9 protein-coding genes are annotated in these 12,687 nt (G+C 63.3%); 5 read left to right on the top strand and 4 right to left on the bottom strand.

The genetic code is table 11. The features are described from left to right. Positions 1 to 59: 59 nt before the first annotated feature. Positions 60 to 1,040 (bottom strand): FecR family protein, encoded by a 981-nt coding sequence (locus IFE19_RS03390; protein WP_207825668.1) that lies wholly within the window; start codon positions 1,038 to 1,040, stop codon positions 60 to 62. 5 nt (positions 1,041 to 1,045) lie between these two features. Further along, on the bottom strand, positions 1,046 to 1,537 hold the full coding sequence (locus IFE19_RS03395) for an RNA polymerase sigma factor (RefSeq protein WP_207825670.1): 492 nt from the start codon (positions 1,535 to 1,537) through the stop codon (positions 1,046 to 1,048). 477 nt (positions 1,538 to 2,014) lie between these two features. Between IFE19_RS03395 and IFE19_RS03400 the strand changes: the two genes are divergently transcribed. The 5 genes from IFE19_RS03400 to IFE19_RS03420 all read left to right on the top strand — a co-directional run bounded on the left by IFE19_RS03400 (position 2,015) and on the right by IFE19_RS03420 (position 9,118). Further along, entirely contained in the window at positions 2,015 to 2,257 is a 243-nt protein-coding gene (locus tag IFE19_RS03400; RefSeq protein WP_207825672.1) for a response regulator transcription factor, read from the top strand. A gap of 580 nt (positions 2,258 to 2,837) precedes the next feature. Then, positions 2,838 to 4,052: a DNA cytosine methyltransferase gene (locus IFE19_RS03405; protein WP_207825674.1), complete on the top strand. Its 1,215-nt coding sequence runs from the start codon at positions 2,838 to 2,840 to the stop codon at positions 4,050 to 4,052. Between the two features lie 88 nt (positions 4,053 to 4,140). Beyond that, complete coding sequence (locus IFE19_RS03410; protein ID WP_207825676.1) at positions 4,141 to 5,004, top strand: XamI family restriction endonuclease; 864 nt, start codon at positions 4,141 to 4,143, stop codon at positions 5,002 to 5,004. Beyond that, the gene (locus tag IFE19_RS03415; protein WP_207825677.1) at positions 5,001 to 7,586 is read left to right on the top strand and encodes an AAA family ATPase; all 2,586 of its coding nucleotides are present in this window, start codon (positions 5,001 to 5,003) and stop codon (positions 7,584 to 7,586) included. The genes IFE19_RS03410 and IFE19_RS03415 overlap by 4 nt, the downstream gene beginning before the upstream one ends. After that, on the top strand, positions 7,583 to 9,118 hold the full coding sequence (locus tag IFE19_RS03420; RefSeq protein ID WP_207825679.1) for an AAA-like domain-containing protein: 1,536 nt from the start codon (positions 7,583 to 7,585) through the stop codon (positions 9,116 to 9,118). Before IFE19_RS03415 ends, IFE19_RS03420 begins: the two co-directional genes overlap by 4 nt. Before the next feature lie 630 nt (positions 9,119 to 9,748). On the opposite strand, the gene IFE19_RS17965 is transcribed toward IFE19_RS03420, so the two are convergent. Further along, positions 9,749 to 10,864 (bottom strand): hypothetical protein, encoded by a 1,116-nt coding sequence (locus IFE19_RS17965; protein ID WP_318780463.1) that lies wholly within the window; start codon positions 10,862 to 10,864, stop codon positions 9,749 to 9,751. After that, entirely contained in the window at positions 10,855 to 12,522 is a 1,668-nt protein-coding gene (locus IFE19_RS17970) for a M14 family metallopeptidase (protein ID WP_318780464.1), read from the bottom strand. Before IFE19_RS17970 ends, IFE19_RS17965 begins: the two co-directional genes overlap by 10 nt. Positions 12,523 to 12,687 lie beyond the last annotated feature (165 nt).

Raw genomic sequence — 12,687 nt, forward strand, 5'->3', positions numbered from 1 at the left:
GGACGGGCAGAGACGCCGGGAAGGCGCGGACCCCCTAAGTCCGCCGACTGATTATTTCGTCACGACTTCGGCGCCTCGAGAATTATAGCGCCGTCGGCGCGTCTTACGGCCGTCACGCCATAGAGGTCCGACAGGGCCGCGATGAAGGCTTCCGTGTCGCCCGCGTCAAAGGCTCCGCTGACCGGAATGTGCGCGATGCCGGCGTCCTTCAATTCGATCCGGCTGTCGCTGTAGCGGCTGACTTCGGCGACGGCTTCACGGATGGGCGTCGCGGCGAAGGTGAGGCGTCCGGTGGTCCAGCTGGTTTCTCGCGAGGCGTCGACCGTGCGGACCTCGGGGCGGCGCTGGGCGGTGACCACCTGCTGACCCGGCGCCAGAGACCAGCTCGGCTTCGGCGTATCGAAAGTCCCCACGTCGACCCGTCCTTCGATCAGGGTGACGCGTGCGCCCTGGCCTAGTTTGCGGACGTCGAACCGCGTGCCGACGGCGGTGACGATCGTGTCGCCGGCGGTGACGACGAAGGGCCTGCCAGGATCCCCTTCGACGTCGAAGAAGGCCTGGCCGGAAACCAGGGTCACGGATCTGCGGTCGGCGCGCAGGCGAACATCCACGCGGCTGTTGGTGTCGAGAATGACCTTCGATCCGTCCGCCAGGCGAAGGGTGTGCTGCTCGCCGACGGCGGTAGCGTAGCTCTGTGGCCGGTTCATCGCCCAGGTTCCAGCCAGACCCAGGGCGGCGAGCGCCACGGCGCCGGTCGTGAGCGGCTTCCAAAGGCGCGACACCATATGGCGCGCCCGCACCTGGGGCGGCGCCTGGCCGAGGGCTTCGGCCGTGAGGGCGGCGATGTCGGGATCGTCAGCCAGCGCGCGGCTTGCATTCCAGGCCTTGTCCACCCGCTCATAGGCGCGGGCGTTGGCGGGGTCCTTGCGCCAGACGAAGAAGTCCTGGATGTCCGCCGTGGACACCCGCTTCTGGCCAAGTCGGGCGAACCAGGCCGCAGCTTCCCGCCGCCGAACGTCCCCTTCGTTATCGACCACCATCCTGCCTACCCGTCCAACTGCTCGACGCAGTGCTGCAACGCCTTCGACATGCGCCACTCGACCGCCTTCACGCTCAGCCCGCGAGCGGCGGCGATCTCAGGATAGCTCATACCGGCAAAACGGCTCAGGACGAAAACTTCACGGTAGAGAGGCGGCATGGTGAGCACGACCTGCTTCATCATCAGGACCTCGACCTGGCTGGCCGCTTCGCTGAGGTCGAGGCTCTCGGTAATCTGTTCGGATGGACCTCGCCTCTTGCGGCGGCGGCTTTCGTCGCGAACCACGTTCATGGCGATCCGCAACAGAAAGGCGCGGGGGTGTCGGATCTGACCCGCCGAATAGGGGGCGGCCCGCAGGTAGGTCTCCTGGACCACGTCCGCGGCCTGTTCTGGATCAACGTGCGCCCGCAGCCGGCCGTTGAGCCACCGCGAATACTGACGGTAGAGGGCGTTCAGGCCCTCCATCGCATCGGATTTCAACTCTTTGACGTCGCTCACGTCGATCTCCCGCCTCCAGGGCGGACCGGGAATCCCGTACACTGAGTCAGCCGCAGTCATTCGGGCGCAAGGCCTTCGCCCTGCGCCGCGCACGACGACAGCCACGCGCTTTCCGCGTTTCTGAACTTGAGTCCGTAAAGGGGATTCCAAGCCCCTGCCGACGCTGAGGCCGACGGCCCAGCATGAATCAAACCGAATCGGGACGCAAGGCGAGGGGTCGGGCGTTGGAATCCTCGCGGAACGAGACCCGCTATTTGCCAACGGAGCGCCGCCTTGCCCGCAAGGGCCCCCGGCTCAAGCTCCGCGCCTGTTTCGCGGCGCCCGACCCGCCAGTCCTAGGCTGACGTCGGCCCCGGTTCAACTGGTGACACGTTGCTGTGGTCCGCACGGAAGTTGCGGTCTGAGCGCAACTTTAAGGGGTAGAGAATCGGCCTTATCGACGTGTACGGACGATGGCAGCAGCTTGTGGAGGGAGGAATGAACGCCAACCTGAACAGCCTTGGCGGATGGGTCGCCAAACCCGAATTGAGTCCGCGTGAGCTGGAGTGTCTAGGCTGGGTCAGTCAGGGCAAGAGTTCGACGGATATAGGAACCATCCTGGGATTGTCCGCCCGCACGATCGACAGCTACCTCGAGAAGGCAGCCTCAAAATTAGGGGTTCGCACACGCATCGAGGCGGTCGCGATAGGCGTGAGGCGGGGGCTTATAGAGGTCGATTGAGGGAAGGGGGCGGGCCAGGAACTTCTTTACGGAAGCCCGGGGTTTCGGTCCTTGTCGCTGCCGACGCCTGAGCGTCCCCCGGCTCAAGACAAGGACATATCCGTTCCGGAACCCGCCTGGGTCACCTTAACCCATAGTCTTTTTGGTGTGCGAGTCTCTCGCCAAGGTTGATAGGAACGCGTTGTCTTTTGCCTTAACGGCGGCGTGGCTCGGTTTTCGCTCTCAAGGCGCGCTGAATTACACCCATGAATGACCGAGTTTGACTCGTTGCGGCGGTGGGAATGTCCGGTCTAAGCGCGAAGATCTAGCGTCGCCGCCCGACGCCGAGCGCGGCCTGAATCTTGCCGCTGCAGCCGAGCGGCGCTAAGGCAACAACCCTATTCGCATCCCAATGCGCGGCTCATCGCTACGACCGAATCTGACGCGAATGATGCCCATACCCAACGAGTCAGCCGTTTGGCTTCACATTCAAGCCGGTGATTTCCGCATCGGCTCCAATCGCAGATTGTAGCCTGCTTGCGTTTGTGGTCAGTCGAACCGACACGCACGCGTGCGATTCATTAATCGAGGGTGGGCTCCCATGCCAAACTTTGTGTCGCTGTTCACGGGCGGCGGTGGTCTTGATTTGGGCCTAGAGCGCGCAGGGTGGTGTGGGCTGTTCGCGACAGACTGGGATGCCAATGCCGTCGCAAGTCTGAAGGCCAATCAGGGACGGAAGATCGCCCCCCAACGAAAGGCCTTCAACGACGCCGTGGTTGAACAGGCGGACATTCGTGCGCTCTCGGGTCGCCACATCCTTGAGCGTATTGGGCGCAGCGCCGGTACAATTGAACTATTAGCTGGGGGACCTCCCTGCCAGTCTTGGAGCAGCGCGGGCCATCAGCTCGGCTTCGATGATCCGCGGGGGAAGCTTGTCAGCGACTATCTGAGGATTGCCTCGGACTTGGACGCTCGGTGGCTGCTTTTCGAAAACGTTCGCGGCCTGCTGACCGCGAGGGGCCGGGATGGGCAGCCTGGAAGCGCTCTGACGGAAGTGCGCGAAGAACTGCTGCGTAGAGGCTGGCAAACCCGCGTGGAACTTCTCAATGCTGCAGATTACGGCGTCCCACAGCGCCGCGTGCGCCTTATTCTCGTGGGTTTCCGAGCCGGCGATGCGCCGGTGTTGCCGCAACCGACGCATAGCAACAAACACGCTCTGGACGGGCTGCTGCCGTGGGTCGCATTGGCCGACGGGTTGTCATCGCTATCGCCCCTGGCACCTGATGAGATCATCCGTCCGACGGGCAAACTGGCTGAGCAGCTGGAACACATCCCGCCAGGCTCGGGCGTGAAGAGCCCCGGCAAGGTGGAAACGACACGCCCCGGAGGTCATTGGGGTTACAAGCAGGGCGCCTTCGTCACGGATCCCAGCCTGCCGGCGCGAACCGTCACGGCAAGCGCCCAGCAGGATTGGATACGAGACCCGCGCCTTGGCCTTCGCCGACTGGCACCTCGCGAGTGTGCCGCGTTGCAGACTTTCCCGCAGGATTGGGTATTCGACGGCAAGCGCGCCGATCACTATCGATTGATCGGAAACGCCGTTCCTCCCGTCTTGGCGGAAACTATCGGCGCCAGCCTCCTGGCTCATATTGAAGGCAGCGCCACGCTCGGTAAAACGGCCTGGACGGCACTCCAGCCCTTACCGACCCGTTTATCGTCGGCGATTGCCTACACCCGGCGCGAGGAGCTTCGGAACGGGCACTCGCGACGCAGCGCCGGCGTTCGGCAGTCCAAAATCCCGGCCGCCGGAGGCTGAGTTGGGGGATCAGGGAGGGAGTGATGCGGAGTATCACGAGGAACAGTGTCGTATCGCTGCCGAGGTCTATGTTCGAGGGCTGAACCCCTTGAGCGGCCGTCTCGACTGGGACAGCGCCAATATCGTCGCCCGCAAGCATGTGCTGTCCACCCTGCGAGAGACGGCCTATTTGACGTCGCTAGAGGCGGCGCTTGTCCAGAGCGGTCGGCACATGACTGTGTTGCGGCACCTGCTGGCTCCGCCGATGAGCCAGGACCAGTTCTCGCTCCTCTGTCCGCGCTACGTAAAGTCTGTGGAGAAGACTGGGAGGGGGATGAGCCCGGCGGTAGCCGGAGACGTGGCCGCCTGTATCCTTGAGTGGCGGAACCGTCGGATCACCCGATGGATCGATGCCCAGCGCCAGCCGAGGCGGGTGGAGCTGGAAGCGCTTATCCGATCGACGGCGCCTTTGCTTAGTCAACAGTTTGTCCAGACCCTGCGACGCAACCGCCTGTCAGCTAAGCAGGAGCTTGAGATCACCACCCTTCTGCGACGCAAGGGGTGGACCGCCAAACACGGCCAACTCGTCTCAACGCTCTCGGATGTACCGGCTCGGCACTTTCTTCATAAGACTCGGTTCGCGACCAAAACGCTTCCCCAAGAGGTAGACATCGCGTGCGGATTGGGGGGGACTGTGGTTCTGGCGATGGAGTGCAAGGTCACGAACGACGTGACCAATTCGATCAAGCGGATCAATGACATATTGAAAAAGGCTACGGCGTGGCAGGGGCATTGGGGCTCGTTTGTGCAGACGGCGGCCCTGCTTCAGGGCGTCGTCGGCTATAAGGACGTGTCACGGCTTTTGGCCGCAAACGTGCATGTGTTCTGGTCTCATGATCTTGAGCGTTTTGAGCGCTGGATCGACGCCCATTTGACGGAGGCTATGCCGTTGACCAAGGCACCCCAGACGTGAAGCCCGCAGACGAGACGGCCGAAAAGGCCTGGTTGGCGAACTTTCGAGCGAGTATCGCCCGAGATCTGTATACGCCGGCAGACATTATCTCGGCTTCGCGCATCGAGACCTCGCTGCAAGCTTTTGAGCCCGGCGTCTCGCGGCTTGAAGCCAGTTTGACGACGCTGCCGCTGACGCAACCCATTCTTTCTGGCCTGCTCACTGACAACCCAGCCCTGTACAGCGCCCTGGCCCGCATTTTGGCGATACCGGCCGGCATTGACCTCCAGGATGGTCGACGACTTCCAGATCCGCGTACCGGCCTCTCGGCGGATCAGGTAGACGACGTCGCGGCCGTATTGATCGACTTGGGGATCGACACCTTGCTCTGCGGGCCTGGCCAAGCGCGCGCCATGCTCAGGGCCGCCCTGATACGGGAAGACGCCGATCGTCGACGCAAGCGGGTGGATGATAAGCTCAGCAAGGCGTTCGCCAAGATCGTCCTTGAATCGGTGGAAGGCGCAAATTTGGAGCCGGATCACCGGTTCACCCTGTCATCGCCATCGACGTTGCCGCCGGCTCTGCGGCGCAGCGTGAACGAACTGATCGCCGTGAACGGATCGCCGCGCATCGCCATCGCCTACACCTTCCAAGCTTATTCCGGCGGTCGCCAGCAACGTGACATCTCCACAGTCTATCCAAACGCCAGCAATCTGCTCGAGAAGGCGGGTATCGATCTCGTCCTCATTGCCGATGGGCAGGGCGTACGCACGATTTCTGAGCGGATCCTGCGAGATGTTTATCGCCACATCCCCGTTGTCTTGACGCTCGCCCAAGCCCAATCGGGCGGCCTCACTCAGGCTCTGATTGACCTGAAAGCGCCACCGCCGCCCAAGACGATCGGCTCGGAGGCGCTGGAGCGCATCATTTCGGATGCGCTTGGCTCCGCCGGCGAGATCCAAGCGGCCGAGCTTCCCGTCCCGACGGCTGAAGCGCGTCTCGCCTTGGCCGCATATGCTGCCCGCCGCCCCGACCAAGCGCTGGCTCTCGGAACGTCTTCAGACAGCCTTGCTTGGCGGCGCTTGGACGATGTTCGCAGAGCTCGCCGACTTCAGACGGTATACGACCCAGCCGCAGCGCTCGAACTCCTCGGCAAACTCATTGACCAAGGGTTGCATTGGGATTCGAGAACGCCAGTCGAGGCCATGGCACGGATACAGCTTCCGTATCAGTTCCAGAGCGGTCAGACCCTCGCTTACGCCACGCATAGCTCCGCCTCCGTCCCTCTCCTTCGAGAGGCCGCGAAGCGCTCCCTTCAGCGGGTCCAGCAGGCCCGGATGTGTCTGCTTCTCGTGCCTGGGACGCTGGCCCGCGAGCTGCAAGACGAGCTGCTCAGGACCCAGACCTATCTCGCCGCCTCAGTCGTCGTCATCGACGCCAAGCTTCTCACCGATATGGCGCAAGGTTTGTCGCCGACGGAGGCGCTCAAGAGGGCGATACTAGAACAGACCGATCTGACCAAGATCAGTCCGTTCGTCCTGCGCGGAGCAACGCCGGCCCGCGTTTTCCGCGGGCGGCAACAGGAAGAGGCCGATCTCGTTGGGACGATCCGAAGCAACAGCGTGGCGCTGCTCGGCGGTCGACGGATCGGCAAGACCTCACTGATGAAACATGTGATTTCTCAGCTGAACGAGACGGACATCCAGCCCTATTTCGCGGACTGCCAGGTCGTTCAGACCTGGTCTGATTTTGGCGCTCTTGCCCGGCGCGAATGGCGCGTGGACCTACCCGATGCCTTTTTGCCGGAAAATTTAAACGACCTGGTCGAGCAGCTCTCCGACAGTGGTCGCCAGCATGTCGTGATCTTCCTAGATGAAATCGACCACCTGCTCGATTGGGACGCAAATCACGATCAGGACAAGGTCAAGGAAGCCTTCTTCAGGCAGTGCCGCGCGATTTCTCAAACGGCGAAGGCCCAGTTCGTCTTCTCAGGCGAACGCCGGATCGCTCAAAAATTCTGGGACGCCTCGTCGCCCCATTGGAATTTCTGCCGGCCGATCATGCTTCGTCAGCTGACCCGAATCGCTGCCGGGTCGCTCCTGTCGGAGCCGATCGAAGGATTGGGCGTGGCCCTTCAGGGCAAGCAGGAGTTGTTGGACCTTTCCTGGCAGGTCACGAACGGTCATCCTGAGCTGATCCAATACTTGGGAGATCAGCTCGTCGGCATCGTCAATGACAGGTCAAGAGATCGTATCCAGATCACGGCGGAGGATGTGCGCGAAGTCGCTAATACGACCTCATATATCAACCAATATCTGACGACCTACTGGGGGCAGTCGTCCGAGTTCGAGAAGCTGGTTTCCCTACTGATTGTCGGCGGCTTCTCCACGAGTAGCGACATCGCGGCGGCGCTCCATGCCGGCGGCGTCAAGGCCTCGGATGAAGACCTTCGTCGCGCGGTGAAGATGATCGAACTTTACGGTATCATTGACGACGGGCCGGCGGCGGAAATAGGTCTGCGCGCGGATTGGTTCGTCACTGCGCTTCAGTCCTATGGGACCGTCGAAGACCAGATCGCGCGCGCTATGGAGGGACTGGCGTGAGTGACGCGATCCTAGGCGGCCCGGTGCCGCTCCAGTCCAATTTGTACATGCCGCGAACTTTCGCTGACCAGGTCATGCGTGCCGTGTCCCGTCGCGAGTGGGTGCTCGTCTTGGGACCCCGTCAACACGGCAAGACTTCAGCCATCTTTCGATTTAAGCGGGACCTTAGGGAGTCCGGCTTCGAGTGCGGCAGCGTCGATCTGCAGCGTGCGCCTGTCCTGGCTACCTTCGAATCCTTCTTAGAGTGGTTTGCTCGTCAGCTTGCGCGGTCCCTTGGGCGAGACATCCAGCCGCCCGCAGCCGCGGATCGCGGACAAGTCGTGGAATGGCTTAGAGGGGTCGTCCCGCCTGATGCGCCAACGGTCATCTTGATCGATGAAGCGTCAGCGATCAAAGACGACGTCTGGCGCAATTCTTTCTATGGCCAACTGCGGAGCCTGAAAAATGCGGTCGCAGAGGCAGACGAGAATTCGTTTGAGACGCGACTTGTCTTCGTCTTCGCGGGCACGTTTGATCCTGTGGCTATCCTCCACCGCGACAACTCCCCCTTCAATATTGTACAAAACATCGATACCGACGACCTCTCTGAGGAGAGCGCGCGCATCATGGCGACGGCGATTTGGGGTGGGGCGGATGATGACGCAGTGGCGGCGATCTATGCCGGCGTCGGGGGGCAGCCGTTCCTGCTACAGCTCCTGTTCGATGCGGTCGCCGCTTGCTCTCCTGTGGACCGCAGAGCCGCGGTAGATGTGGAGCTGAACAGTCTGCGCGATCGCGGTCATGATCATCTGCGAGCCATTTTTCGGTTTGTGATTTCGGATCCCGAGCTCATGGACGTCGTCGGCCGCGTAGTTGCGGATGGTTTTGCACCCTTTCGAGCCGCGAACTCCAAGGATAAATTCCTAGAGGTTCTCGGGGTGATGAGGCTGGATGGTGCCCGGCTGACATTCAGAAACGCCCTCTACGCGCATAGTGCCAAAAACCTGATCCAGTTGGGCTCGCCAGCTGAGGCCGAGGCAGGCGAGGCGGCCGTCTTCGACTATACGGAAGAGAGCTTTGATTTCGTCGTCGATCCTCAACTCCGCGAGATCGCCTTCGCGGCTCAGAAAGGTGCCGTAGCATGTCACCGCGGGCAGTCTTACAGGTTGGCCCTTGCCGGTTTCGGCGTCGCCTTGGAGGCGGTTCTGATCGACTGGCTGACCGAGAAAGGGGTGGCGCAGTATGAATTGGCGCGAACCTCCGCCGTCGATCGGGCGACGAGAACCGGAGACAGTTGGCGACTCGTTGCAAGGGAGGGCCGAGACCCGCCGGCCGAGTGGCGGCTGATTACCCTCTGCAGGGTCGCGCGAGAAGTCCCAGGCGTCGCCGGGCAGATCGAAATCCCCGAGGTCATTCGAGACCTGCGGAACTGCATCCATCCTGCGGTGATGCGTCAGCGATACCGTCCTGAGGGCCAGCTCGCTCCTGAGGCGAATATGTCGGCGGCCGCGCTGGCCGCCGTAATTCGGGATATCAAGCCGCCCAATCCGTAGAGCTTACGCAAACGCGTGCATGGCTCTCAAGGGGCAGAAAACTCGCCACTGCCGGTGCTCAACGTCCGTCTCGGGGCTGCCGCGAAAATCTACTTCTGGCGGATACCGTTGAAAAAGTTCGGCGACCGCTGAAACGGCGTAAACTACTGGCGGGTCCCCAAACTCCGCCCCAATGAAATTAATCCCTTAGTTTTCCGCGACGGCGCCAAATCGAGCCGAAAAGGCCGATCACGGCAGGCTCGCGGACTTTTTCAACAGTATCGGCGCTCAACGGACGTTCGTCGCGGTGGCGTTCACGTTACACAAATGAACGCCTTGAACAGAAAGCGGGAACGGGCCGCGCGTTTCAGCAAGGCAGTCCGGCGGATCCACTATGCTCTGGTTGGCGACGGGTTGTTGCTGGGTCGCGATATGGTGCTGGAGGAGGCCCACGCGGTCTCCCTTACACAAACTCTTACGCAGTTCCGCGGGATGTGTTAGATTTTCGTTAGGTATCAACCATTTGATGCTGGTGTGTGTGACTTAAAATCTGCCGACTTCGGTCTTGCGGGTTCGACCCCCGCCGCTCGCACCACGTCTTGAATGGCCGCTCCTGATGTCAGGAGCGGCCATGTTCTTGATGGGGACGTCTCACTCTTCGGCGCTGATCGCCGGGCCGTAGAAGAGGGCGTTGAACAAAAGGCGGACCGAGGACCGGGCCTGGGCGCGGTTGACGACGTCGGGGCCCAGAACAATCAGGCGGCCGTCGCCGTGCGGCAGGTCCAGGACAGCATCGGCGCCCGACAGCTTCTGCGGACCAATGGCCCAGCCGCTGGAGACTGAAACCTGTTCCGGATAGCGGGCGATGGGCGCGCCTTCGCCGGCATGGCGGAAGCCGGCGTTGCGGTTGAAGAAGACGTCCATCTGCGCGGGCGCGCCGAAGGCCAGGGGCTGACGGTTGTCGACCTCGGTCTTCAGGATGGCGCCGGGGATGAAGAAGTCGGTCGAGGCCAGGGGCTTGCCGTCCTCGGTCCGCAGCACGTCCTCGACCTGGGCGCCCATGGCGGCGGCCAGTCGGTGAGCAGAGCCGATGGTGACCACGCTGCCGCCGCCGCGCACGAAGGCGTCGATCTGGGGCACGGTCTTGTCGGCGGTGATATTGCCCAGCCAGCTGCGATACTCGGCGGGGATGGTCTCGGGCTCGGGCTGGTCGCGCTGGGCGGTCGCAGACAGGTCCGCCGGGATCATGTCCGAGGCGAAGACCAGGACATCGAAGTCCTTGGCCAGATCGCCCGCGTCCAGACGCTGCGGATAGACCACCTCGAACGGATACTCGAACTGCTCCAGCATGAAGCGGGTCCAGCCCGAGGCCATCGAGCCGCCGTAGCGGTCGACCAGGCCGACGCGCACCGGCTTCAGCGCGATCCTGTCGCCGCCGGGGGCGCGGGCGGCGGCGTGGGCGTTCAGGCCCAGATCGCGCACGGCGGCCTCGACGATGGGACGCGCCGCGTCGCTGGCCGGGATCCACAGGGCGCCGGGGGCCAGGGTGGCGCGGCCCGCGCGGGTCTCGCCTTCCTGCCAGAAGACCGGCACGCCCGCCTTCAACAGACGGTTGGACAGGATGTAGCCGTTGACCGGCGCGTGGTCGATCAGCCAGCCGGCGCGGCCCGAACCGTCGATCTTGCCGGGCGGCGGGGCCATGACGTCGGCGACGCGCTCGGTCGGAGCCTCGAAGCCGTCGAGGATGCGGTCGAACTTCACGCCCATCTGCAGCGCCAGGGTGTAGCCGGTGGCGTCGTAGGGCAGGGCGGGCGGGCCGCCCGGATATGCAGGTCGTGGGGGTGATCCTGCGGCTCGAACATGTCCAGGACGTGCGGGCGATAGGCCTGGGCCGTCTTCACCACATAGGAGCCGGCCGGATAGGTCGTGCCGCCGACGGTGAAGGCGCGCGTGGCGCGATCCACGTCCACGCCCGTCTTGATCAGGCTGTTGAGGAAGGCGACGGCGTTGGGCAGGTCGGCCTGATCCGCCGGGATGACATAGCCGCGCGGATCGCGGCGGGCCGGATCGCGCAGCACCTTGTCATAGAGGGCCGGATCGACGCCGCGACGGCCGTTGGCGTTCTCGCCCGCCGCCTCGACCAGGGCCTCGACGCCGGTCGGCGTGATGCGCCAGGTGTCGGTGTTGCCCTTGTCGATGGCGTTCTGGCCCATGCGCCAGATGTTGAACAGCAGCCGGTCCTTGTTGCGCGAGGCGTAGTTCAGCACGGCGCGGTTGATCGACTGCGAGTACTCGATCGACTGGGCGAAATGCCAGGTCTGGGGCGCGACCGGCATGGGCAGGTCGTTGCGGGCCAGCTGGTTCTGCGGGATCAGGCTGATCTGGCTCGGCGTCGGATGGCCGGTGATCTCGGTCAGCAGGCCGACCGCATTGTGGAAGTAGGTGATGGAGCGCTCCATCCCGTTGTTCCAGGTCGAGTAGCTGGCGCCGCTGCGCATGGTCGAGCCGGGCTTGCCCTCTTCGATCAGGCGGCTGTGCATGGCCGCGCCGACTTCCGACAACGTGCCCATGACCAGCGGGTCGTAGTTGTAGTTAAACGGATCGCGGAAGGGCGGCATGAAGACCACCGTCCCGGCGGGCGCCGTCTGGTGGTGGTTGTAGATGATCTGCGGGAACCACTCGCGGAAGAACTGCCGGTTGACGTTGGTCGTCTCGGCCATGGCCGACAGGTAGTAGTCGCGGTTGTTATCGTGGCCGACGTACTTTTGATAAAGCACGGGGATCGAGGCGAACTCGCGCTTCAGCGGGTCCTGGTTGCGCATGTACCAGTTGGAGACCAGCTCCATCCCGTCCGGGTTCAGCGGCGCGAACAGGATGATGGTGTCGTTCAGCACGCGCAGGGCCTCGGCGTCTTCCGCCGTCAGCCATTCGTGCACGGCGGCGATCAGGGCCTGGGGCGGGACGGTTTCGGTCGAGTGCAGGCCGCCGTCGATCCAGACCACGGCCTTGCCCTCGGCGGACATGGCGCGGGCCTCTTCCTCGGTCACGCCCTCGGCCTTGGCCAGGCGACGCGCGATCTCCTGATAGCGATCCAGGTTGGCCAGGTTCTGCGGCGTCGAGACGATGGCGATATACTGGGTGCGGCCTTCCGAGGACTTGCCGATCTCGACCAGCTTCATCCGGTCCGACTGACCGGCCAGGGTCTTCAGATAGGCTTCCCACTGGGTGTAGTTGACCAGGTGGTAATCGGCGCCGACCGCGTGGCCGAAGGCTTCCTGCGGCGAGGTGATGCGCGAGGCCTGTGCGTGGGCCGTGACGGTGGCGGGCTGGACGAGCGCGGCGTCATAGGCCAGGGCGCTGGTCGCTGTCAGCAGCAGACCGGTCAGGCCGAGACCGGCGGCGAAGAGGGTGGTTGCACGGCTCATGCGAACTCCTTGAACACGCTGTTCGTCCCGTCCGGGCGGGCGGGCCGTGGAAAAGGCGTTTCGGAAATTTGCAAAGCCGTTGCGTCCCCCTCTGGACAGGCATCGGTCAGCGCCCCTGTCCGTCCGCGAACGGACGGCCCTCTTCCCGATTCAACCCCTATGAGG

Source organism: Brevundimonas pondensis, assembly GCF_017487345.1.
Taxonomy (GTDB): domain Bacteria; phylum Pseudomonadota; class Alphaproteobacteria; order Caulobacterales; family Caulobacteraceae; genus Brevundimonas; species Brevundimonas pondensis.